The organism is Pseudomonas vranovensis DSM 16006 (genome assembly GCF_000425805.1).
Classification (GTDB): Bacteria; Pseudomonadota; Gammaproteobacteria; order Pseudomonadales; family Pseudomonadaceae; genus Aquipseudomonas; species Aquipseudomonas vranovensis.
On sequence record NZ_AUED01000021.1, the window covers coordinates 33,811 to 55,815 of the forward strand.

The window sequence follows — 22,005 nt, forward strand, 5'->3', positions numbered from 1 at the left end:
GTGACAAAAATGCCTAACTAGCTGCGATTTAACCCCTGGCGGCTCATCGCCTGCGGCTGGCTCAAGGCCAGGCTCAGACCCAGCTCGAATCGACTGCCAAGGCCCGGGTTGGACTCATGCTGCAAGCGTGCGCCCATCAGTTCGGCCAACTGCCGGCAAATCGCCAGACCAATGCCCAGGCCGCCGTACTGCCTGGTCATCGAGCCATCGACCTGGAAGAAGCGCTGGTACAAGTTGGAATCGTCGAGGCTGTCGAAACCGATGCCACTGTCACTGACACTGATCGACAAGCCTATCAGGTGCGGCCCCTGCAATTGCCCCCTGACCTGCAGCATCACGCCACCCTGGTGGGTGAACTTGATACCGTTGTCGAGCAGGTAGCTGATGCACAGCGCCAGCTTGTGCCGATCGCCGACTACCATCTCGGGCAGGTCGGCCGGAGTATCCAGGCTCAGGTACAAGCCCTTGGCCAGGGCCGACCCTGCGTATTTGGCGCGCAGCTCCTGCACCAGCGCGCGCAAGCCGAAGGGGGCGTTCTGTGCGCTCAACCGCCCGGCCTGAAGCTCGGTAAGAATCAGGATGTCGTCGACCATGCCCATCATGTCCTGGGCCGCGGCACTGGCGGTACGCTGATACTGGGCCAGCTCGGGGTCCAGCGGCAGCGTCTGCATCAATTCCAGCGAGCCGATCACCCCATTCATCGGCGTGCGCAGCTCGTGGGTCACCGTGGCCAGGAACTCGTCTTTGAGCCGGTTGCTATTGGCCAACTGCTGATTCAGGCGTTCCAGGGTCTGGCCGGTCTCACGCAGGGCCTGGGCCTGCTGGTCACGCATGCTGTTGATCCGGTCGGCCAGGGCCAGCGACAGCAGGCCGACTTCCAGGGCCGAGCCGATCTGGCTGGCGTACATGGTCAGGAATACATTGGGCAGGTAGCCCAGGACCATCAGCGTGTTGACCAGCCCACCGAGCAGGAAAGCCGACCAGGCAATGATGAAGTAACGGGCCACTCGCAGGCCGCGGCGCCAGGCGAATACCCCGGCGGCAAAAATACTCACGGTAAACAGCAGGGCCAGCGCCGTGGCCAGGCGCAAGGCAATGGCATAGCTGCTGGTCAGCGACAACAGCATGACCAGTACGCCACCGGCCATCAGCACCTTGAGCAGGTTATCGAATACTCGGCTGTGCTGGCCTAGCTGCAGGAAGCTGCGGGCGAACTGACAGCCGAACAATCCGGCGGCCCCGATGAACATCGGCGTGGCCGCGTTCGCCCACCAGGGGTTGTCGGGCCAGAAGTACGCCACGCCGGCACCGTTGACCGATACCTGGTAAAGGCCGAACGAGGCGATATAGAGGATGTAGTAGAGGTAGCTGGTGTCACGCACGCTGAGGTAGATGAACAGGTTGTACACCAGCATGCCCAGCAGTACGCCGTAGATCAGGCCAAGCACATAGAGGCGGGTGGGTTGCTCTTCCAGGTAAGCCTTGGCAGACCACAACGTCAAGGGTGCCTGTACCGAGCCCTGGCTGTGCAGACGCAAGTAGGCGGTGGTGGTTTGCCCGGGGACAAAGGGCAGCTCGAACAGGTAGTTGTTCTGCTCGATCTGGCGGCTGGAATAGGGCAAGGCATCACCGGTGCGCTGCGCAAGGCGGAACATACCGGCAGCGTCCGGCAGGTAGAGTTCCAGGTGATCCAGCGGCGGGTAGGCCAGCTCCAGCAACCAACTGCGCGGGGCGGCCGAAGGCAGGGCGGTGTAGTGCAGATCGAGCCGGATCCAGAACACCGACGTTGAATAACCGGCGTTGAGTACATCGGCGTGGTGCCGGCGAAAATGCTCGCTGAACGCCGGAGCACTCACCTGCGCAATGCTGGAATTGCCCTCGCGATCCTCGAACACGTGCATTACCCGCCCCAGGGGCAGGCTGCGCGTTGAGTCGTCGAAATCGACCGCCCCGGCCAGCAGTGGCAACCAGCCCAGCACAACAATCAGCAAATAGCGCATACAGCCCCAGCATGGTCTGTCCCGGTCGTGTCGCAATGGCCTCCCATCCGTTTGAGGCGACGCAATCCGGCAGTAACCGTTATCGGTAGATTCGAGCACTCTAGCATAGCTTTTCAAGGCCGCCAGAGGCTACTTAAAACTTTGTACGAGAGGCTCTAGAACGGCACTTTCAGAGCTTTACACAAGCACTTCCTGACCACTTGATCAAAAAACCTCACTGCAGGGGCAGACCCGACAAAAGCGATTGGTGTTAAGCTCGCGCACCATGAATACCTACAGCTCCCGCCCCGTTGTCCTCTGTCTCTCCGGCCACGACCCCAGTGGCGGCGCCGGCTTGCAGGCAGATATCGAAGCCCTGATCGCTCAAGGTTGCCACGCCGCTCCCGCCGTGACCGCCCTGACCGTGCAGGATACCGTCAATGTCAGTGACTTTCGCGTGCTCGACCGCGAGTGGGTACTGGCCCAGGCTAACGCCGTGCTCGCCGACTCGACGGTAGCGGCGGTAAAGCTGGGCATGCTTGGCTCGCTGGACATGGTCGACACCGTCGTCGAACTGCTCAGTGCCCACCCGCACCTGCCGCTGGTCTGCGACCCGGTACTGCGCGCTGGCGGCGGTGGCCGCCTGGGCAAGGATGAGGTTGGCTACGCCATGCGCGAGCGACTGTTGCCGCTGGCGACCATTGCCACGCCGAACCTTCCTGAAGCCCGCATTCTGGCCGAACTGCCGGAAGGCACCGCCGACGAATGCGCAGAAAAACTGCTGCCCTTCGTCAGACACCTGTTGATCACCGGCGGTCACGGTGACGAGCATGAAATCCACAACCGCCTGTACAGCCGCGATGGCCAGCGTCATACCTGGACCTGCCAACGCCTGCCCGGCAGCTACCACGGCTCGGGTTGCACCCTGGCCAGCGCCCTGGCCGGCCGCCTGGCACTGGGCGAGCACTTGCAAAGCGCCGTCCGCTCGGCCCTGGACTACACCTGGCGCACCCTGCGCGATGCCGAACAACTGGGCAAGGGCCAATATGTGCCGCGTCGCCTTCCCCTGGATTTCTGCTCCTGAACCCGAGGCCCCGAGATGAAGCTACGCGGTCTGTATGCCATCACCGACAGCCAGCTGTTGGCCGGCAAGTTTCTGCCCTACGTCGAAGCGGCCCTCGACGGTGGCGTGACCTTGCTGCAATACCGTGACAAAAGCCAGGATGAAGCCCGCCGCCTGCGCGAGGCCGAAGCCCTGGTCGAGCTGTGCAGCCGCTACAAGACCCGCCTGATCGTCAACGACGATGCCGAGTTGGCCGCACGCCTGGGTGTCGGCGTCCATCTGGGCCAGACCGACGGCCCGTTGACCCCGGCCCGTACCTTGCTCGGACGCGAGGCGATCATCGGTTCTACCTGCCACGCGCAGTTGGAGCTGGCGGAACAAGCCGCCCGCGAAGGCGCCAGCTATGTGGCCTTCGGCCGCTTCTTCAATTCCGTTACCAAACCGGGTGCGCCAGCCGCCGATACGGCCCTGCTGGAGCAAGCCCGCGCCCGGCTCAAATTGCCGATCTGCGTGATCGGCGGCATCACCCTGGACAACGCTGCCCCGCTGGTCGCCCACGGCGCCGACCTGCTGGCGGTGATTCACGGCCTGTTCGGCGCCGACAGCACGCAGGAAGTCACCCGCCGTGCCCGCGCCTTCAACGCCCTGTTCGCATCTGCCTGATTGAGAGAGCCCATCATGTCTCGTTCCGAAACCCTGTTTGCCAACGCCCAGAAGCACATCCCCGGTGGCGTCAACTCGCCGGTGCGGGCGTTCAAGAGCGTTGGCGGCACCCCGCTGTTCTTCAAGCATGCCGAAGGTGCCTACGTCACCGACGAAGACGACAAGCGCTATGTCGACTACGTGGGTTCCTGGGGGCCGATGATCCTCGGCCACAGCCACCCGGACGTCCTCGACTCGGTGCGCAAGCAGCTTGAACACGGCCTGTCCTATGGCGCACCAACCGCCATGGAAACCGAAATGGCCGACCTGGTCTGCTCCATCGTGCCGTCGATGGAAATGGTGCGCATGGTCAGCTCCGGCACCGAAGCGACCATGAGTGCCATTCGCCTGGCCCGCGGCTATACCGGTCGCGACAGCATCATCAAGTTCGAGGGCTGCTACCACGGTCACTCCGACAGCCTGCTGGTCAAGGCCGGCTCCGGCTTGCTGACCCAGGGCGTGCCAAGCTCCGCAGGCGTACCGGCAGCCTTTGCCAAACACACCCTGACCCTGCCGTTCAACGACATCGACGCCGTCGAGAAGATGCTGGCCGACGTGGGCCAGGAAGTGGCCTGCATCATCGTCGAGCCTGTGGCCGGCAACATGAACTGCGTGCCGCCCGCACCGGGCTTCCTCGAAGGCCTGCGTACCCTGTGCGACAAGCACGGCGTGGTGCTGATCTTCGATGAAGTGATGACCGGCTTTCGCGTTGCCCTGGGCGGCGCCCAGGCGCACTACGGCGTCACACCGGACCTGTCGACCTTCGGCAAGATCGTCGGCGGCGGCATGCCGGTTGGCTGCTTCGGCGGCAAGCGCAAGATCATGGAGCAGATCGCACCACTGGGCCCGGTCTACCAGGCAGGCACCCTGTCGGGCAACCCGCTGGCCATGGCCGCGGGCCTGACCACCCTCAAGCTGATCAGCCGCCCAGGCTTCCACGACGAGCTCAGTGCCTACACCAGCAAATTGCTCGACGGCCTGCAGCAGCGCGCCGATGCAGCCGGCATTCCGTTCGTCACCACCCAGGCGGGCGGCATGTTCGGCCTGTACTTCAGCGGTGCCGACGACATCGTCACCTTCGATGACGTGATGGCCAGCGATGCCGAGCGTTTCAAGCGCTTCTTCCACCTGATGCTCGAAGGTGGCGTATACCTGGCGCCAAGCGCCTTCGAGGCCGGTTTTACCTCGATCGCCCATGGCGAGGCCGAGCTCAAGATCACCCTGGATGCTGCCGAGAAGGCGTTCGCCAAGCTCTGATTGCATGAACCATCGCGGGGCAAGCCCGCTCCTACACTGTACGGTGCAGGAGCGGGCTTGCCCCGCGATAATGCCTCTCATCACAGAAAATCGAGTAAAGACTTTGTAAGGTAGGCGCTGCTTATCCCATAATGTGCCACCAGACACTTTGGCCGCAGCTTTGCAGAGGTAAGTCGATCCCCATGAACCGCACCGGCCGCGCCCTCGCCCTGGGCTGCCTGTTGCTTCTTCAGCCCCTGCTGGCCTCGGCAGGCGGTAACTCGTTGCTGATTCCAGCAACGGGCCGCTGCACCCTCGATTCCCAACCTGAAGACCTGCCCCAGGCCCTGGCAGCGTGCCAGCAAGCAGCGCAGGCGGGCGACGCCCAGGCTCAATACGAATTGGGCGAGTTCTATTATCAGGGCACCTACACCCCGCGCGATCTCAATCAGGCGCTGAGCTATTTCGAGCAGGCATCGCTGCAAGGCCACGCCGAAGCGCAATATCGCCTGGGAACCATGTTCTACAAGGGCGAAGGCGTTGCCGCCAACAATGTACAGGCGTACATCGTGTTGAAAATGGCGGCGGTCAACGGCGCAGAGGACGCCCTGGACCTGGCCGACGAAGTGTCGGAAAAAATGCCGCGCGACGAACTGGAAATGGCGACCCAGGTACTGGGACAGATTTTCCGCAAATACCTGCTTGAGCTGCAGACCGCCGAAGGGCGCACCCCTTTCTCGCCACTCCCCTGAACAACCGGCCTACTTCTCCGGCATCGGCATCGGAAACGGCATCACGTTGCCCACGCCTCGGGCCTCGCTGATTTTCGGCGTTCCCAAGCGTTCGACCTCATCGATGCGCACGATCGAATGCATCGGCACGAAGCTGCGCACCACGCCCTCGAACTGGGCCTTGAGTTTTTCTTCACTCGGATCGACCACGACCTGGGTGCGCTCTCCGAAGACAAACTCTTCTATTTCCAGAAAGCCCCACAGATCGCTTTGGTAGATCTGCTTGGCATACATCTCGAATACCTGGCCCTGGTTGAGAAAGATCACTTTGTAGATAGGCGCTTCACGTTTGGTCATTTCGAAGGGGCAGTCACAGGTTGTAAAGAAAGCGCAAACTATAACATAGGGCCCAGACCGACAACGCTAGGAACCGCCGGCCCACCCCCCTATAATGCGCGGTTCTTCGAATTACCTGATGATCTCCCATGGCCAAAAAGCTTTATATCGAAACCCACGGTTGCCAAATGAACGAGTACGACAGCTCGCGCATGGTCGATCTGCTGGGCGAACATCAAGCCCTGGAGGTCACTGCGCGTGCCGAAGACGCCGACGTGATCCTGCTCAACACCTGCTCGATCCGCGAGCGCGCCCAGGACCGGGTCTACTCCCAACTGGGCCGCTGGCGTGAACTCAAGGACATGAACCCGGACATGGTCATCGCCGTCGGCGGTTGCGTGGCCAGTCAGGAAGGCGAGTCGATCCGCAAGCGCGCGCCCTATGTCGACGTGGTATTCGGCCCGCAAACCCTGCACCGCCTGCCAGAAATGATCGACGCGGCGCGCACCACGCGCCTGCCTCAGGTCGATGTGTCATTCCCCGAAATCGAGAAGTTCGACCACCTGCCCGAACCGCGCATCGACGGCCCGACCGCTTATGTCTCGGTCATGGAAGGCTGCAGCAAGTACTGCACTTTCTGCGTGGTGCCCTACACCCGTGGCGAAGAAGTCAGCCGGCCGTTCGACGACGTGCTGGCCGAGGTGATCCACCTGGCCGAAAACGGTGTGCGCGAAATCACCCTGCTGGGGCAGAACGTCAACGGCTACCGCGGCCAGACCCACGATGGCCGCCTGGCAGACCTTGCCGAACTGATCCGCGTGGTCGCCGCCGTCGATGGCATCGACCGGATCCGCTACACCACCTCGCATCCGCTGGAGTTCTCCGACAGCCTGATCCAGGCCCACGCCGAAGTGCCGGAGCTGGTCAAGCACCTGCACCTGCCCGTGCAGTCGGGCTCTGACCGCGTGCTGGCGGCGATGAAGCGCAACCACACCGTCCTCGAATACAAATCCAAGCTGCGCAAGCTCAAGGCCGCAGTGCCGGGTATCTGCATCAGCTCGGACTTCATCGTCGGCTTCCCGGGCGAAACCGAGAAAGACTTCGAGCAGACCATGAAGCTGGTGGCCGACGTCGGTTTCGACTTCTCCTACTCCTTCGTCTACAGCCAGCGCCCGGGAACGCCGGCGTCCGACCTGCCCGACGAGACGTCGGAAGACGTGAAAAAGGAGCGGCTCAAGGCCCTGCAGCACCGCCTGGATACCCAAGGCTTCGAAATCAGCCGACAAATGGTTGGCACCATCCAGCGCATCCTCGTCACCGACTACTCGCGCCGCGACCCCGGCCAGTTGCAGGGGCGCACCGAGAATAACCGTATCGTCAACTTCCGCTGCGACAATCCGAAGCTGATCGGCCAGTTCGTCGACATCCATATCGACGACGCACGCCCTCACTCGCTGTTCGGTTCGCTGGCCCATTGACCTGTCCAGCCGGGCCGCAACACTGGCCCGGCGACCCTTGATCGTTTCAGCGCTTTCGCCCTGCAGCGGCTAGGGTTATCCTTGAGTCCATATCCATTGCCGTCGGGCGGCTGAAAAACAACCTTGAACGCACCCATAGAACCTCATCGTTTCATCCTCGAACCCTTCGAGGCCCATCGCTTCGCCAATCTGTGCGGGCAATTCGACGAGCATTTGCGCCTGATCGAACAACGCCTGGCCATCGAAATCCGCAACCGCGGCAATCAGTTCGAACTGATCGGCGAACCCAAGCACACCTCCTCTGCCGAGCAACTGCTGCGTCGCCTCTATCGCGAGACCAAGGCCACTGAGCTGTCGCCGGAAATGGTCCACCTGTTCCTGCAGGAATCTGCAGTCCAGGCCCTGGAGAACCCGGCGGTGAACGAAGTCAGTGTTTCCTTGCGCACGCGCAAGGGCATGATTCGTCCTCGCGGGCTGAACCAGCAGCGCTACGTCAAGGAAATCCTTGGCAACGACATCAACTTCGGCATCGGCCCGGCCGGTACCGGCAAGACCTACCTGGCCGTGGCCTGCGCAGTCGATGCGCTGGAGCGCGAACAAGTACGCCGTATCCTGCTGGTGCGCCCAGCGGTCGAAGCCGGCGAGAAGCTCGGCTTCCTGCCCGGCGACCTGGCCCAGAAGATCGACCCGTACCTGCGCCCCCTGTACGACGCCCTGTATGAAATGCTCGGCTTCGAACACGTGGCCAAGCTGATCGAGCGCCAGGTGATCGAGATCGCCCCGCTGGCCTACATGCGTGGCCGGACCCTGAACAACAGCTTCATCATCCTCGACGAAAGCCAGAACACCACGGTCGAGCAGATGAAGATGTTCCTGACCCGTATCGGTTTCGGCTCCACGGCAGTGATCACCGGTGACATCACCCAGGTCGACCTGCCGCGCGGCACCAAGTCGGGCCTGGCCCATGTGATTGAAGTGCTCAAGGACGTGCCGGGTATCAGCTTTACCCACTTCCAACCCAAAGACGTGGTTCGCCACCCACTGGTGCAGCGTATCGTCGAAGCCTACGAGCGCTTTGAAAACCAGCAGCCAGACCGAGAAGGCACCCGTCGCGATGCTTGAACTCGACCTGCAACGGGCCACGGATGCCGCTGCCCCTGATGACACCCTGTTCCGCCGCTGGTGCGAACTGGCGTTGCGCCAGCGCACTGCCGACTCGGAAATGACCATCCGCCTGGTGGACGAAGCCGAAGGCCGTGAGCTCAATCACACCTACCGGCACAAGGACTACGCCACCAACGTGCTGTCCTTCCCCGCCGATGTTCCCGACGACTTGCTCGACATCCCCCTGCTCGGCGATCTGGTGATCTGCGTCGCGGTGGTCGAGCGTGAAGCCGCCGAACAGGGCAAGTCTCTCGAAGCCCACTGGGCACACCTGGTGATCCACGGCTGCCTGCACCTGCTGGGCTATGACCACATCGAAGACGATGAGGCCGAGGAAATGGAAGCACTGGAACAAGAGTTGCTTGCCGAACTGGGTCACCCGGACCCTTACGCCGACGACGAGCACGACGTACCCCACACTGATATCAGCAAGGAACACGAGTAACCGCCATGAGCGAAGATCGATCGAGCAACGGGCAAAAGTCCTGGTTGGGCAAACTGACCCAGGCTTTTGCTCATGAGCCGAAAAACCGCCAGGAGCTGCTTGAGCTGCTGCGCGAAGCCCACCAGAACAAGCTGCTGGACAGCGAGGCGCTGACCATTGTCGAAGGCGCCATCCAGGTGGCCGACCTGCAAGTACGCGACATCATGGTGCCGCGCTCGCAGATGATCAGCATCAAGGCCACGCAGTCGCCACGCGAGTTCCTGCCGGCGGTGATCGACGCTGCGCACTCGCGCTACCCGGTGGTCGGCGAAAGCCATGACGACGTGCTCGGTGTCCTGCTGGCCAAAGACCTGCTGCCACTGATCCTCAAGGAGAATGGCGACAGCTTCAACATCAAGGACCTGCTGCGACCGGCCACCTTCGTGCCCGAGTCCAAGCGCCTGAACGTACTGCTGCGCGAGTTCCGTGCCAACCACAACCACATGGCCATCGTCATCGACGAGTACGGCGGCGTGGCCGGCCTGGTCACCATTGAAGACGTGCTCGAGCAGATCGTCGGCGATATCGAAGACGAACATGACGTCGAGGAAGACAGCTACATCAAGCCACTGCCAAGCGGCGACTTCCTGATCAAGGCCCTGACCCCGATCGAGAACTTCAACGAGTTCTTCGACAGCCAATTCTCCGACGATGAATTCGATACTGTCGGTGGCCTGGTGATGAGCGCCTTCGGCCACTTGCCCAAGCGTAACGAGACCACTGAAATAGGCCCGTATCGCTTCCGCATTCTCAACGCCGACAGCCGCCGGATACACCTGCTGCGTCTGACCCCTATCACCCGTTAAGGACAACCATGCGCTGGATCACCCGCCCCGGCTGGCCCGGTAACCTGCTGGCCGTGGCGGCTGGCGCAATCACCACCCTGGCCCTGGCGCCGTTCGACATCTGGCCGCTGGCGTTGCTGGCGGCCGGCCTGTTCTACCTTGGCCTGCGCGAGCTGAGCCCGCGCCAGGCCCTAGGCCGCGGCTGGTGCTTCGGCTTCGGCTTGTACGCGGCTGGCACCAGCTGGATCTACGTCAGCATCAACACCTACGGCGGCGCGACACCGCTACTGGCAACCGGCCTGCTGGTGGCGTTCTTTGCCGCCATCGCCTGGTTCTTCGCCCTGCCCGCCTGGGTCTGGGCACGCTGGCTGCGCCGCAACGAAGCCCCCCTGGCCGACGCCCTGTGCTTCGCGGCCTTGTGGGTGGGCCAGGAAGCCTTCCGTGGCTGGTTCCTCACCGGGTTTCCCTGGCTGTACTCCGGCTACAGCCAGCTTGACGGACCGCTGTCCGCCCTGGCCCCAATCGGCGGCATGTGGCTGATCTCCTTCTGCCTGGCCCTGTGTGCCGCCCTGCTGTGCAACGTGCCGCGCCTGCGTGAGCGCAAGTCGTTCCTGGCGGTGGCCATTGTGTTGTTGCTGGCACCCTGGGCCGTGGGGTTGGCACTGAAGAATCACGCCTGGACCACGCCAGCCGGCAAGCCCCTGACCGTTGCGGCCCTGCAAGGCAACGTCGAACAGGAAATGAAGTGGAACCCCGAACACGTCAATGCCCAACTGGCCTTGTACCGGGACATGAGCTTCAGCTCCAAGCCTGTCGATCTGCTGATCTGGCCGGAGACCGCGGTGCCGATCCTCAAGGACCAGGCCCAGGGTTACCTGGACATGATGGGCAATTTCGCTGCCGAACGTCATTCGGCGCTGATCACCGGCCTGCCGGTCCGCGAAATCGTCCACCAGCAACGCCGCTACTACAACGGCATCACCGTGACCGGCGAAGGCGATGGCACCTACCTCAAGCAGAAGCTGGTGCCGTTCGGTGAGTACGTGCCCTTGCAGGACATGCTTCGCGGCCTGATCGCTTTCTTCGACCTGCCAATGTCGGACTTTGCCCGTGGCCCCTCGGATCAACCATTGCTGCAGGCCAAGGGTTATCAGATTGCCCCGTACATCTGCTACGAAGTGGTCTACCCGGAGTTCGCTGCAAGCCTGGCAGCGCGCAGCGACATTCTCCTGACCATCAGCAACGACACCTGGTTCGGCACCTCGATCGGTCCGCTCCAGCACCTGCAGATGGCGCAGATGCGTGCCTTGGAGGCGGGTCGCTGGATGATCCGAGCCACCAACAATGGCGTGACCGGCCTGATTGACCCGTTCGGCCGGATCACCGCGCAGATCCCGCAGTTCGAGCGCGGGGTCCTGTACGGCGAAGTGGTGCCGATGCAGCAGCTCACACCGTACCTGCAGTATCGCTCCTGGCCCCTGGTGATCCTCTGCGCGCTGTTGCTGGGCTGGGCCCTGCTCGCCAGCCGCATTGCCAAGACCGTCTAGTAGAACACCCGGTAGCCGAGCAGGCCGACTGCCTCGTTGAGCAGTTGGCCGCTCTGCCAGATCGACTTACTTTCTGGCAGCCAGCCTCCGAACGGCCGGGCATGATCGCGCCCGAGAAAGCCGACCGGCGCCGGCACCACCTCAAACCCCGCCTGTTCGAAGCTCCAGCGCGAGCGCTGCATGTGCCAGGCCTGGGTCACTACCACCACACGCTTGATGCCCAGGGGCTGAAGCATTTCAGCAGTCATCCGGGCATTTTCCCAGGTCGTGCGGCTGCGCCCTTCCTGCCAGCGCACCGTGACACCCAAGTCACGCTGCAGGGCATCGGCCATCAACTGTGCTTCACTGGGTGGCGTACCAAAATGCAGGCCACCACTGGTCAGCAGCGGCAAGCCTGAAGCCTTGGCCAACTGCGCCGCATAGCGCATGCGCTCCATGGCCACGCCGGTAGGCTGGTCGACATCAGCCCAGGCCGGATCACCCCGCTCTCGCCCGGCCCCTAGAATGACAATGGCATCGGCCCGTTCGGCCAGTTGCGCCCAGTGCGCCTGGCTCAGCGCCGGCTCGGTTTCCAACAAACGCGCCGAACGCTCGACAACAACCGGCAAGCTCATCAACCACAGCCCACCCAGGCCCAGCACAAAGCACAAGGCAGAGACCCGCGGCCACGACCGGCGCAGCCACCAGGCCACCAGCAGCAACAGGAATAGAATGCCAGGCGGCAGGATCAGTTGTTTGATCAGGTAGCGGATCGGCACAGGACACCTCCAGGGAGGTGCGCAGCCTAAAAGGATCGGCACCTGGCAACAAGCGTAGTCAGGCGCCGATCCTCATAGATTTTTCAATATTGGCGCACTCCGCATTGCGCCTGGGAATCCGAACGGCTATTTGAATTGCAGCGTCCTGGATTTTGCCGTGGTAGTGGAGCGCGTCTTGTCTTTGAGCCAGACGACTCTGGCCGAAGCAGGCGGCTCCGGTGATAGCTGTGCGCCAGCGCATCCATGCCTACCTTCTGGAAGGGAGTCCAGATAGGCTTTGATAACATCGAATTCAGCGCGGCTAAGACCACGCAACTCCAATTCAGCAGGCACTTCATCGCGTAACCGAACGGCCGTTCTGGCAACCTCCAGGGCCAACCCCAGACGGTCGATCAACCGTTCGTAAAGCTCCGGTTTTGTTGCTTGTAGCTGCGACTCTCCCATCCGTTCACCTCATTGAAGATAAATATATCTCCCCCACTCCTGAGCTTAGCGTCACTCGCAAAAGCAGCAGGGCGCCGCGACCAACGGCCCGCAGCGCCGCAGGCTGTGCAATCAGGGTTTCCCTCGGTGGACAGCGGTCATGTATGCTAGGGCGTTCACCCTTTTGACACCGGATTGCCGATGCAGCGTTTTTTTCGCTGCCTGGATAAGGTCTCCCATTTCTCAGCGCAAAGTAGCCATGCACGAACTCTATCAGCCCCGCGAAATCGAAGCCGCCGCCCAATCGTTTTGGGACGAGCGAAAGTCTTTTGAAGTCAGTGAACAGGAAGGCAAGGACACGTTCTACTGCCTATCGATGTTCCCGTACCCAAGCGGCAAGCTACATATGGGCCACGTGCGCAACTACACCATCGGCGACGTGATTGCCCGCTACCAGCGCATGCTGGGCAAGAATGTCATGCAGCCAATGGGTTGGGACGCCTTCGGCATGCCGGCCGAAAACGCCGCGATGAAGAACAACGTCGCGCCGGCCAAGTGGACCTACGAAAACATCGACTACATGAAGACCCAGCTCAAGAGCCTGGGCCTTGCCTTCGACTGGTCCCGCGAAGTCACCACCTGCAAGCCGGACTACTACCGCTGGGAACAGTGGCTGTTCACCCGCCTGTTCGAAAAAGGCGTGATCTACCGCAAGAACGGTACCGTGAACTGGGACCCGGCCGACCAGACTGTATTGGCCAACGAGCAGGTCATCGATGGACGTGGCTGGCGTTCGGGCGCGCTGATCGAGAAGCGCGAAATCCCGATGTACTACTTCAAGATCACCGACTATGCCGACGAGCTGCTGGAAAGCCTCGACGAGCTGCCGGGCTGGCCCGAACAGGTCAAGACCATGCAGCGCAACTGGATCGGCAAGTCGCGTGGCATGGAAGTTCAGTTCCCCTACGACCTGGCCAGCATCGGCCACGCCGGGGCACTGAAAGTCTTCACCACCCGTCCCGACACCCTGATGGGCGCCACCTACGTGGCCGTTGCCGCCGAGCACCCGCTGGCCACCCAGGCAGCCCAGGGCAACCCAGCGCTGCAGGCGTTCATCGACGAATGCAAGAGCGGCAGCGTCGCCGAAGCCGACGTCGCCACCCAGGAGAAAAAAGGCCTGGCCACCTCGCTGTTCGTCGAGCACCCGCTGACCGGTGAAAAACTGCCGGTGTGGGTCGCCAACTATGTGCTGATGCACTACGGCGACGGTGCGGTAATGGCCGTTCCGGCCCATGACGAACGCGACTTCGAGTTCGCCAAAAAGTACAACCTGCCGTTCAAGGCCGTGATTCGCACCAGCCTGGGCGACGACGTTGCCGCCGCGTGGGATGCTGCATGTGGCGAACACGGCACGCTGATCAACTCCGGCGAATTCGATGGCCTGGACTTCCCGGGCGCCTTCGATGCCATTGAAGTGGCACTGATCAAGAAAGAACTCGGCAAATCGCGCACCCAGTTCCGCCTGCGCGACTGGGGTATCAGCCGCCAGCGCTACTGGGGCTGCCCGATCCCGATCATCCATTGTCCGTCCTGCGGCGACGTGCCGGTCCCTGAAGACCAGTTGCCCGTCACCCTGCCTGAAGACGTTGTACCGGATGGCGCAGGCTCGCCACTGGCTCGCATGCCTGAGTTCTACGCCTGCACCTGCCCTAAATGCGGCACCGCGGCCAAGCGCGAAACCGACACCATGGACACCTTCGTCGAGTCGTCCTGGTACTTCGCCCGCTACGCCTCGCCAAACTACGAAGGCGGCATGGTCGATCCAAAGGCTGCCAACCACTGGCTGCCGGTGGACCAGTACATTGGCGGTATCGAACACGCCATCTTGCACCTGCTGTACGCGCGCTTCTTCCACAAGCTGATGCGTGACGAAGGCCTGGTCACCTCCAACGAGCCGTTCAAGAACCTGCTGACCCAGGGCATGGTCGTTGCCGAAACCTACTACCGCGTTGCCAGCAACGGCGGCAAGGACTGGTTCAACCCGGCCGACGTTGAAATCGAGCGTGATGCCAAGGCCAAGATCATCGGCGCCCGCCTGAAAACCGACGGCCTGCCGGTCGAGATCGGTGGCACCGAGAAGATGTCCAAGTCCAAGAACAACGGCGTTGACCCGCAGGCGATGATCGATGCCTATGGCGCCGACACCTGCCGTCTGTTCATGATGTTCGCATCGCCGCCCGACATGAGCCTGGAGTGGTCCGACTCCGGCGTTGAAGGCGCCAACCGCTTCCTGCGCCGTGTCTGGCGCCTGGCCCAGGCCCACGTGACCCAGGGCTTGCCGGGCAAGCTCGACGTCGCGGCCCTGGACGACGCTCAGAAGGTAATCCGCCGCGCCATCCACGCGGCCATCAAACAGGCCAGCATCGATGTCGGCCAGCACCACAAGTTCAACACCGCCATCGCCCAGGTGATGACCGTGATGAACGTGCTGGAAAAAGCCCCGCAGGCTACCGAGCAAGACCGCGCCCTGCTGCAGGAAGGCCTGGAAACCGTCGCCCTGCTGCTGGCCCCGATCACCCCGCACATCAGCCATGAGCTGTGGCAGCGCCTGGGTCACCAGGATGCCGTGATCGATGCCGCCTGGCCGACGCTGGACGAAAGCGCCCTGGTCCAGGACAGCATCGTTCTGGTCATCCAGGTCAATGGCAAGCTGCGCGGGCAGATCGAAATGCCGGCCGGCGCCAGCCGTGAAGACATCGAAGCCGCTGCCCGCAGCAACGAGAACGTCCTGCGCTTCACCGAAGGCCTGAGCATCCGCAAGGTCATCGTGGTACCGGGCAAGCTGGTCAACATCGTCGCCAACTGACAGGACTACGGGCCCGCATGAACGGCGGGCCCGTATACAGAATCGGCCCAAGAGGGAGCTACAAGATGATCAAACGCAATCTGCTGGTGATCGGCCTGGCCGTCATGCTCAGTGCCTGCGGTTTCCAGCTGCGCGGCACCGGCCAGACCGAACTCGCTATCAAGGAACTGGACCTGAGCGCACGTAACGCCTACGGCGAGACCGTGACCCAGCTGCGCCAGGCCCTGCAGACCAGCGGCGTCAACGTCCACGCTGGCGCACCGTACAAACTGATCCTGACCAACGAACAAGAATCTCAACGCGCAGCCTCCTACGCTGGCGGATCCGGCCGCTCGGCCGAATACGAGCTGACCACCGTGCTGAGCTACACCATCGACGGTCACAACGACACCAACCTGCTGAACGACAAGCTCGAAGTACGCAAGATCTACGTGCACGACGGCAATAACATCACCGGCTCCCAGCAGGAAGCCACCCAGGCTCGCAAGGAAATGCGCCGCGAACTGGTGCAAAACATGCTGGTTCGCCTGCAACTGCTGACCCCGACTCAACTCGAGGTGCTGCAGCAAAAAGCCGACGAACGTGCCAAGGCCGAAGCCGACGCCATGGAAGCGGCCCGCCGCGCCCAGGACGAGACGCCTCAGCAGTCGCCCCTGCAACTGCCGATGAACTGAGCCTGAACGGGGCACTTCGGTGCCCCGTCTGCGACCATGAAACTCTCCCCCGCCCAGCTCAACAAGCACCTGCAAGGCCCTCTCGCACCGGTCTACGTGATCAGTGGCGACGACCCGTTGCTGTGCCAGGAAGCTGCCGACGCCATACGTGGCGCGGCACGCCAGCAAGGGTTCGACGAGCGCCAGGTATTCAGTGCCGACGCCAACTTCGACTGGGGCACCCTGCTCCAGGCCGGCGCCAGCCTCTCCCTGTTCGCCCAGCGCCGCCTGCTGGAACTGCGCCTGCCCTCTGGCAAGCCTGGCGACAAGGGTGCGGCAGCCCTGATCGAGTACTGCTCCCGGCCTGCCGAGGACACCCTGCTGCTGATCAGCCTGCCCAAGCTGGACGGCAGCGCGCAGAAGACCAAATGGGGCAAGGCACTGATTGAAGGCCAACAGGTCCAGTTCATACAGATCTGGCCGGTCGATGCCCAGCAACTGCCGCAATGGATCAACCAGCGCCTGTCCCAGGCAGGGTTGTCGGCACAGCGTGATGCCGTGGATCTGATCGCTGCCCGGGTCGAGGGCAACCTGCTTGCCGCCGCCCAGGAAATCGAAAAGCTCAAGCTGCTGGCGGAAGGCAATCAAATTACTGTCGAGACCGTGCAAGCTGCCGTGGCCGACAGCGCCCGCTTCGATGTCTTTGGCTTGGTCGATGCGATACTCAATGGCGAGGCGGCTCATGCCCTGCGCATGCTCGAAGGCCTGCGCGGCGAAGGCGTCGAACCGCCGGTGATTCTCTGGGCGCTGGCCCGTGAGTTACGCCTGCTGGCGAGCCTGGCTCAGCAATTCAGCCAGGGCGTGCCGCTGGACAAAGCGTTCAGCCAGGCGCGGCCACCGGTCTGGGATAAACGCAAGCCGCTGATGAGCAAAGCCCTGCAGCGCCTTTCGGCGCAACGCTGGAGCCAGTTGCTGCAAGATGCCCAGCGCATCGATGCGCAGATCAAGGGCCAGGCCCAGGGCTCTCCCTGGACCAGCCTGGCACGGCTTTCGTTGTTGATGGCAGGGCAGCGGCTGGCCTTGCCGGCTGAGTGACGCCCACTACCCGACAAGTCCACCCTGGAGATTGAAGGCGTGGGCTTGCCCCGCGATGCTTTCAGTCCTATATTCGCGCCACTCCCCACCCAGAGGTCATCCTCCCATGAGCAAAAAGCCGACAAAAGCCCGGCCCAACAAGGCCAAATCACTCATCGCCCAACCGCTGTTCCGCTGCCGCCAGGAACAACCCGGCAAAGGCAAAGGCAGCTACCGCCGCGAAGCCTTCCAATCGAGAGATTGGGAGGCTTCTTACTTTTTGGCCGCATAAAGGCAAGATTTCAGCAGGCATGATATGGTCGGCACCTGACCTGAAATACCTGGACCTGTGCATGCCCCTTTGTCTTTCCCGTCGTTGGCAACCTCGCCAACTGATTGCCGCCTCCAGCCTCATCTTCCTTGTCGCCTGCGCGGAAAAGCCCACCGCCGCCGATGCGCTGCCGCTGGCGCCCGCCCAGCCTGCTCCGGTCGTGACCGTGCCCAACCCGGCTGTCGACACCAGCAGCGAAATCCAACCGCTGCAAACCTTTGCCCAATGGCAGGCAGGCTTCCGTCAGCAAGCCCTGCAGGCCGGCATCAAGCCCACCACCTTCGATAGCGCTTTCCTTGGTGTCACGCCCGATATGGACGTCGTCAAGGCCGACCGTAGCCAGCCGGAATTCACTCGCCCGGTGTGGGAGTACCTCGACGGCGCCCTGTCGCCGCTGCGCGTACGCAACGGTAAAGCCCTGCTGGAGAAACATTCCGTGCTGCTCGGCCAGATCGAACAACGCTACGGCGTCGACCGCGATGTACTGGTCTCGGTCTGGGGCATGGAAAGCAACTTCGGCCAGTTCCAGGGCAATAAGTCGGTGATCCGCTCCCTGGCTACCCTGGCCTACGAAGGCCGTCGTCCGGCCTTTGCCCAGGCGCAATTGATCGCCGCCCTGCAGATTCTGCAAAATGGCGATATACAGCCTGATGCCATGCGCGGTTCGTGGGCTGGCGCCATGGGCCAGACTCAGTTCATCCCCACCACCTACAACACCCATGCGGTGGATTTCGACGGCGATGGCCGCCGGGATATCTGGAACAGCTCCGCGGATGCGCTGGCGTCTACCGCCCATTACCTGCAGAGCTCCGGCTGGAAGCGCGGGGAGCCCTGGGGCTTTGAGGTGCAACTGCCCGCCAGCTTCGATTACTGGCTGGCCGATGGCGCCCAGCGCAAGAGCGTCACTGAATGGATGCAACTGGGCCTGAAACTGCCGGTCGGTGTACGCCTGCCTGCGGGCAGCGAGCAGCTCTCCGCCGCCCTGCTGCTGCCTGCAGGCTACCGCGGTCCGGCATTCCTGGTGCTGGACAACTTCCGCGCCATTCTCAAGTACAACAACTCCTCCTCCTACGCGATGGCGGTCGGCCTGCTGAGCCAACGCTTCACTGGCTCGGGTTATATCGCCGGCAGCTGGCCGAAGGACGATCTGCCCCTCAGCCGCAGTGAGCGTGTCGAGTTGCAGACCCTGCTCAGCGCCAGGAATTACGACGCCGGTGCCGCCGACGGTATTATTGGCGCCAATACCCGCAAGGCGATTCGTAGCGCACAACAGGCACTGGGGTGGCCCGCCGATGGCTACCCGACCCACAAGTTGCTGGAAAACCTGCGTCAGCGCTGAATAAAAAACGCCCCGTTCAAGGGGCGTTTTTCATTGCGCGAACAAATCCTGTTGCAACTGCAGTCGATGGCGGTCGGCATCCAGGAGCACCTGAGCGCCGAAGGGCAAGGTCAGGTTGGGGTCACAGTGCCCACTGCGCCATCCAGCCAGCACCGGAATACGCAGGGGCTCGAACATCTGCCTCAAAATCGGCGCGAGTTGCGCCTGCTCCAGGCCTGCAAAATCACCGACCAGCACACCACGAACCCCCTCGAACTTGCCGGCCAGGCGCAACTGGGTCAGCAGGCGGTCGATGCGGTACAGCGGTTCGTTGACGTCCTCGATGAACAGGATGCTGCCCTGGCTGAGTATTTCTGCCGGTGTGTTCAAGGTTGCGCAGATCATTGCCAGGTTACCGCCGCGCAAGCGGCCTGAGGCGGCACCAGGAACGATTGTGCTCAGCGGGTAGGCTTGCGGGTGCTCCAAAGTGTCACCACGTCCGAGGTGGCCACTGAGCAGCTCGAACAGCGACGCGACCGTGGGCTCCTGCTTGTTGGCCAACAGCTCGGACTTGAGCATCGCGCCATGGAAGGTCACGAAACCGGCATGCCGGGCAATGGCGTTGTGCAAGGCAGTGATATCGCTGTAGCCCACCAACGGCTTGGGATGTTGGCGCAGCAACGCATAGTCGATGCCATCGAGCAGGCGCATGCTGCCGTATCCCCCGCGCAGGCAGATGATGGCGTCGACATCCGTGGCGGCAAATGCGGCATGCAGGTCTGCCAGACGTCGCGCATCGCACCCGGCCAGGTATCCCTCGGCTTCGGCCACTCCTGGATAGATCCGGCACTGGTAGCCGCGATCATTGAACCACTGCACAGCCTCGAGCGTATCCAGCTGGGCAGGTCCGGCCGGGGCGATGATGGCGATACACCCATTGTCGGGCAGTGCTTTGGGCAACAGGGGGCTACAGGCCGCTGCTTCTTGCTGATAACCGACCGGAAGATTCATCCAGACGTCTCCTTGTATGGACCGGACAAATAAAAATGCCGATGTCGCTGGTCAGCAGACATCGGCATTGAAGTGCCAGCATTCGATCAAAGCTTGATCTTGGCCTCATGCGCCTGCTGGTCGGCGTGGTACGACGAACGCACCAACGGACCGGAAGCGACGTTCTTGAAGCCCATCTTGTAGCCTTCCTCGGCGAACCAGGCGAAGGTGTCCGGGTGTACGAATCGCTGCACAGGCAAGTGGCTGCGCGATGGCTGCAGGTACTGGCCAAGGGTCAGCATGTCGATGTTGTGCTCGCGCATGCGATGCATCACTTCGATCACTTCTTCGTCGGTCTCGCCCAGGCCCAGCATCAGACCGGACTTGGTCGGTACGTGCGGCACCAGTTCCTTGAACTTCTGCAGCAGGGTCAGCGACCACTGGTAGTCGGAGCCCGGACGCGCAGCCTTGTACAGGCGCGGGACGGTTTCAAGGTTGTGGTTGAACACATCCGGTGGCGTTTCGGCGGTGATCGCCAAAGCGACGTCCATGCGACCACGGTAGTCCGGTACCAGAGTCTCGAGCTGAACGCCCGGCGACAAGGCACGGATCTCGCGGATGCAATCGGCAAAGTGCTGGGCGCCACCGTCACGCAGGTCGTCGCGGTCTACCGAGGTGATCACCACGTACTTCAAGCGCAGGTCGGCAATGGCCACCGCCAGGTTCTTCGGTTCATCGACGTCCAAGGGCTTGGGGCGGCCATGACCGACGTCACAGAACGGGCAACGACGGGTGCAGATGTCACCCATGATCATGAAGGTCGCGGTGCCGCCAGAGAAGCACTCACCCAGGTTCGGGCAGGACGCCTCTTCACACACACTGTGCAGCTTGTGCTTGCGCAGCAATTGCTTGATGCGGTCGACTTCCGGCGAAACCGGAATACGTACGCGGATCCAGTCAGGCTTTTTCGGCAACTCGTCGGTGGGGATGATCTTTACCGGGATACGCGCAACTTTCTCTGCGCCACGCAGTTTGACGCCCGCCTCGACCTTTGGGCGAGGCGCCGGTGTCACGGTTTGCACTGGTTCTTGCACAACAGTAGTCATATTCAGAAGATTCCGCCCGTAAGGGTCGCCTGCTCAGCATAGTCGAGGTGCTTGACCAGCTGCCCGCGCAGCCTTGCCCTTACCTCAGAGAGTTCGATCGGGCCTGCCTGGTCGCTCAGCTGGGTCATGGCCAGCCCCGCATACCCGCAGGGGTTAATCCGGCGGAATGGCGCGAGGTCCATGTCCACGTTCAGAGCAAGGCCATGGAAAGAACAGCCATTGCGAATCCGCAAGCCGAGGGAGGCGATCTTCGCCCCATCGACATAGACGCCAGGCGCATCGGCCTTGGCCGCCGCCTCGACGTTGTAACTGGCGAGCAATTCGATCAGGCAGCGCTCCATGCGACTGACCAGATCGCGCACACCGAACCCGAGTCGGCGCACGTCCAGCAACAGGTAGGCCACCAACTGGCCCGGACCGTGATAGGTCACCTGGCCTCCGCGATCGGTCTGCACCACCGGGATGTCTCCCGGTATCAGCAGGTGCTCGGCCTTGCCCGCCTGGCCCTGGGTGAACACCGAAGGGTGCTCCACCAGCCAGACTTCGTCACCGGTTTCGGGGCCGCGCTGGTCGGTGAACCGACGCATGGCCTCGAGTACAGGCTCGTAAGGCAGTAATCCGAGTTCACGAAAGCCGAGGCTCGCCGGCATCACAGCACCATTTTCACGATTCCGGTAGCACGCAGGGCACTGTTGATGTTGTGCAACTGGTCTTCGCCGGTGGCGACAATGTGCAATTGCACAGTGGTGTACTTGCCTTCCTTGCTCTGGCGCTCGGCCAGGGTCTTGAGGTCGACTTCAGCGTACTTCTTGAGGATCTCGATCACCGTGTCCTTGAAATTGACCACGGTGTCGCCGATTACCTTGATCGGATAATCAGCGCAGGGGAATTCGATTTTGTGCGACTTGACGTCTGGTTCGGTCATGGCGGTAACGGCCTCGTAAGCCGTGGCAACAACAACGCCCCCGCATGTGCAGGCGG

22 protein-coding genes are annotated in these 22,005 nt (G+C 62.3%); 14 read left to right on the plus strand and 8 right to left on the minus strand.

Going from position 1 to position 22,005, the window contains the following annotated elements:
- Positions 1 to 17: 17 nt before the first annotated feature.
- Positions 18 to 2,000 (minus strand): sensor histidine kinase, encoded by a 1,983-nt coding sequence (locus H621_RS0115985; protein WP_028944381.1) that lies wholly within the window; start codon positions 1,998 to 2,000, stop codon positions 18 to 20.
- Positions 2,001 to 2,265: 265 nt separating this feature from the next.
- On the opposite strand from H621_RS0115985, the gene H621_RS0115990 reads away from it, so the two are divergent.
- The 4 genes from H621_RS0115990 (at position 2,266) to H621_RS0116005 (ending at position 5,732) form a co-directional block, all read left to right on the plus strand.
- On the plus strand, positions 2,266 to 3,063 hold the full coding sequence (locus H621_RS0115990; RefSeq protein ID WP_028944382.1) for a hydroxymethylpyrimidine/phosphomethylpyrimidine kinase: 798 nt from the start codon (positions 2,266 to 2,268) through the stop codon (positions 3,061 to 3,063).
- 15 nt (positions 3,064 to 3,078) lie between these two features.
- Positions 3,079 to 3,705, plus strand: a complete 627-nt coding sequence (gene thiE / locus H621_RS0115995) for a thiamine phosphate synthase (RefSeq protein ID WP_028944383.1) — start codon at positions 3,079 to 3,081, stop codon at positions 3,703 to 3,705.
- Positions 3,706 to 3,720: 15 nt separating this feature from the next.
- Positions 3,721 to 5,001 (plus strand): glutamate-1-semialdehyde 2,1-aminomutase, encoded by a 1,281-nt coding sequence (gene hemL, locus H621_RS0116000; protein WP_028944384.1) that lies wholly within the window; start codon positions 3,721 to 3,723, stop codon positions 4,999 to 5,001.
- A gap of 182 nt (positions 5,002 to 5,183) precedes the next feature.
- Positions 5,184 to 5,732 carry a tetratricopeptide repeat protein gene (locus H621_RS0116005; RefSeq protein ID WP_028944385.1) on the plus strand — a complete coding sequence of 183 codons (549 nt, stop codon included), beginning with the start codon at positions 5,184 to 5,186 and terminating at the stop codon, positions 5,730 to 5,732.
- A gap of 9 nt (positions 5,733 to 5,741) precedes the next feature.
- Here the strand turns inward: H621_RS0116005 and H621_RS0116010 are convergent, their stop codons facing one another.
- Positions 5,742 to 6,068, minus strand: a complete 327-nt coding sequence (locus tag H621_RS0116010; RefSeq protein ID WP_028944386.1) for a DUF1820 family protein — start codon at positions 6,066 to 6,068, stop codon at positions 5,742 to 5,744.
- Between the two features lie 128 nt (positions 6,069 to 6,196).
- Here H621_RS0116010 and miaB point away from each other — a divergent pair, with 128 nt between their 5' ends.
- From miaB to lnt, 5 genes are all read left to right on the plus strand, one after another.
- Positions 6,197 to 7,525, plus strand: a complete 1,329-nt coding sequence (gene miaB, locus H621_RS0116015) for a tRNA (N6-isopentenyl adenosine(37)-C2)-methylthiotransferase MiaB (RefSeq protein ID WP_028944387.1) — start codon at positions 6,197 to 6,199, stop codon at positions 7,523 to 7,525.
- Positions 7,526 to 7,648: 123 nt separating this feature from the next.
- Complete coding sequence (locus H621_RS0116020; protein ID WP_028944388.1) at positions 7,649 to 8,647, plus strand: PhoH family protein; 999 nt, start codon at positions 7,649 to 7,651, stop codon at positions 8,645 to 8,647.
- The gene (gene ybeY / locus H621_RS0116025; RefSeq protein ID WP_028944389.1) at positions 8,640 to 9,134 is read left to right on the plus strand and encodes an rRNA maturation RNase YbeY; all 495 of its coding nucleotides are present in this window, start codon (positions 8,640 to 8,642) and stop codon (positions 9,132 to 9,134) included. The genes H621_RS0116020 and ybeY overlap by 8 nt, the downstream gene beginning before the upstream one ends.
- Positions 9,135 to 9,139: 5 nt before the next feature.
- Entirely contained in the window at positions 9,140 to 9,979 is an 840-nt protein-coding gene (locus H621_RS0116030) for a CorC family transporter (RefSeq protein ID WP_028944390.1), read from the plus strand.
- An 8-nt stretch (positions 9,980 to 9,987) separates the two neighbouring features.
- On the plus strand, positions 9,988 to 11,505 hold the full coding sequence (gene lnt, locus H621_RS0116035; RefSeq protein ID WP_028944391.1) for an apolipoprotein N-acyltransferase: 1,518 nt from the start codon (positions 9,988 to 9,990) through the stop codon (positions 11,503 to 11,505).
- On the opposite strand, the gene H621_RS0116040 is transcribed toward lnt, so the two are convergent.
- Positions 11,502 to 12,263: a YdcF family protein gene (locus H621_RS0116040; RefSeq protein WP_028944392.1), complete on the minus strand. Its 762-nt coding sequence runs from the start codon at positions 12,261 to 12,263 to the stop codon at positions 11,502 to 11,504. The genes lnt and H621_RS0116040 overlap by 4 nt on opposite strands.
- 126 nt (positions 12,264 to 12,389) lie before the next feature.
- Positions 12,390 to 12,707 (minus strand): hypothetical protein, encoded by a 318-nt coding sequence (locus tag H621_RS28755; protein WP_028944393.1) that lies wholly within the window; start codon positions 12,705 to 12,707, stop codon positions 12,390 to 12,392.
- Between the two features lie 238 nt (positions 12,708 to 12,945).
- On the opposite strand from H621_RS28755, the gene leuS reads away from it, so the two are divergent.
- The 5 genes from leuS to H621_RS0116070 all read left to right on the plus strand — a co-directional run bounded on the left by leuS (position 12,946) and on the right by H621_RS0116070 (position 18,949).
- Positions 12,946 to 15,552, plus strand: a complete 2,607-nt coding sequence (gene leuS / locus H621_RS0116050) for a leucine--tRNA ligase (RefSeq protein ID WP_028944394.1) — start codon at positions 12,946 to 12,948, stop codon at positions 15,550 to 15,552.
- Between the two features lie 65 nt (positions 15,553 to 15,617).
- Positions 15,618 to 16,226, plus strand: a complete 609-nt coding sequence (locus H621_RS0116055; RefSeq protein WP_028944395.1) for an LPS-assembly lipoprotein LptE — start codon at positions 15,618 to 15,620, stop codon at positions 16,224 to 16,226.
- A 36-nt stretch (positions 16,227 to 16,262) separates the two neighbouring features.
- Entirely contained in the window at positions 16,263 to 17,300 is a 1,038-nt protein-coding gene (gene holA / locus H621_RS0116060) for a DNA polymerase III subunit delta (protein WP_028944396.1), read from the plus strand.
- 106 nt (positions 17,301 to 17,406) lie between these two features.
- Positions 17,407 to 17,571: an alternative ribosome rescue factor ArfA gene (gene arfA / locus H621_RS0116065; RefSeq protein WP_028944397.1), complete on the plus strand. Its 165-nt coding sequence runs from the start codon at positions 17,407 to 17,409 to the stop codon at positions 17,569 to 17,571.
- Positions 17,572 to 17,632: 61 nt separating this feature from the next.
- Complete coding sequence (locus tag H621_RS0116070; protein WP_028944398.1) at positions 17,633 to 18,949, plus strand: lytic murein transglycosylase; 1,317 nt, start codon at positions 17,633 to 17,635, stop codon at positions 18,947 to 18,949.
- Between the two features lie 30 nt (positions 18,950 to 18,979).
- Here H621_RS0116070 and H621_RS0116075 read toward each other — a convergent pair whose 3' ends face one another.
- The 4 genes from H621_RS0116075 to H621_RS0116090 form a co-directional block, all read right to left on the minus strand.
- Entirely contained in the window at positions 18,980 to 19,939 is a 960-nt protein-coding gene (locus tag H621_RS0116075; RefSeq protein ID WP_051270559.1) for a S66 peptidase family protein, read from the minus strand.
- A gap of 86 nt (positions 19,940 to 20,025) precedes the next feature.
- Positions 20,026 to 21,024, minus strand: a complete 999-nt coding sequence (lipA, locus tag H621_RS0116080) for a lipoyl synthase (protein ID WP_028944400.1) — start codon at positions 21,022 to 21,024, stop codon at positions 20,026 to 20,028.
- 2 nt (positions 21,025 to 21,026) lie between these two features.
- Positions 21,027 to 21,674, minus strand: coding sequence for a lipoyl(octanoyl) transferase LipB (lipB, locus tag H621_RS0116085; protein WP_028944401.1), 648 nt, complete (start codon positions 21,672 to 21,674; stop codon positions 21,027 to 21,029).
- The gene (locus tag H621_RS0116090; RefSeq protein WP_028944402.1) at positions 21,674 to 21,949 is read right to left on the minus strand and encodes a DUF493 domain-containing protein; all 276 of its coding nucleotides are present in this window, start codon (positions 21,947 to 21,949) and stop codon (positions 21,674 to 21,676) included. The genes lipB and H621_RS0116090 overlap by 1 nt, the downstream gene beginning before the upstream one ends.
- Between the last annotated feature and the right edge of the window lie 56 nt (positions 21,950 to 22,005).

Coding starts and splice junctions, on each gene's coding strand:
- lipA (WP_028944400.1), bottom strand. CDS start 21,024: ATGACTACTGTTGTGCAAGAACCAGTGCAAACCGTGACACCGGCGCCT.
- lnt (WP_028944391.1), top strand. CDS start 9,988: ATGCGCTGGATCACCCGCCCCGGCTGGCCCGGTAACCTGCTGGCCGTG.
- leuS (WP_028944394.1), top strand. CDS start 12,946: ATGCACGAACTCTATCAGCCCCGCGAAATCGAAGCCGCCGCCCAATCG.
- thiE (WP_028944383.1), top strand. CDS start 3,079: ATGAAGCTACGCGGTCTGTATGCCATCACCGACAGCCAGCTGTTGGCC.
- H621_RS0116005 (WP_028944385.1), top strand. CDS start 5,184: ATGAACCGCACCGGCCGCGCCCTCGCCCTGGGCTGCCTGTTGCTTCTT.
- H621_RS0116010 (WP_028944386.1), bottom strand. CDS start 6,068: ATGACCAAACGTGAAGCGCCTATCTACAAAGTGATCTTTCTCAACCAG.
- ybeY (WP_028944389.1), top strand. CDS start 8,640: ATGCTTGAACTCGACCTGCAACGGGCCACGGATGCCGCTGCCCCTGAT.
- H621_RS0115985 (WP_028944381.1), bottom strand. CDS start 2,000: ATGCGCTATTTGCTGATTGTTGTGCTGGGCTGGTTGCCACTGCTGGCC.
- lipB (WP_028944401.1), bottom strand. CDS start 21,674: ATGCCGGCGAGCCTCGGCTTTCGTGAACTCGGATTACTGCCTTACGAG.
- H621_RS0116030 (WP_028944390.1), top strand. CDS start 9,140: ATGAGCGAAGATCGATCGAGCAACGGGCAAAAGTCCTGGTTGGGCAAA.
- H621_RS0116070 (WP_028944398.1), top strand. CDS start 17,633: ATGCCCCTTTGTCTTTCCCGTCGTTGGCAACCTCGCCAACTGATTGCC.
- H621_RS0116055 (WP_028944395.1), top strand. CDS start 15,618: ATGATCAAACGCAATCTGCTGGTGATCGGCCTGGCCGTCATGCTCAGT.
- arfA (WP_028944397.1), top strand. CDS start 17,407: ATGAGCAAAAAGCCGACAAAAGCCCGGCCCAACAAGGCCAAATCACTC.
- miaB (WP_028944387.1), top strand. CDS start 6,197: ATGGCCAAAAAGCTTTATATCGAAACCCACGGTTGCCAAATGAACGAG.
- holA (WP_028944396.1), top strand. CDS start 16,263: ATGAAACTCTCCCCCGCCCAGCTCAACAAGCACCTGCAAGGCCCTCTC.
- H621_RS0116090 (WP_028944402.1), bottom strand. CDS start 21,949: ATGACCGAACCAGACGTCAAGTCGCACAAAATCGAATTCCCCTGCGCT.
- hemL (WP_028944384.1), top strand. CDS start 3,721: ATGTCTCGTTCCGAAACCCTGTTTGCCAACGCCCAGAAGCACATCCCC.
- H621_RS28755 (WP_028944393.1), bottom strand. CDS start 12,707: ATGGGAGAGTCGCAGCTACAAGCAACAAAACCGGAGCTTTACGAACGG.
- H621_RS0115990 (WP_028944382.1), top strand. CDS start 2,266: ATGAATACCTACAGCTCCCGCCCCGTTGTCCTCTGTCTCTCCGGCCAC.
- H621_RS0116075 (WP_051270559.1), bottom strand. CDS start 19,939: ATGAATCTTCCGGTCGGTTATCAGCAAGAAGCAGCGGCCTGTAGCCCC.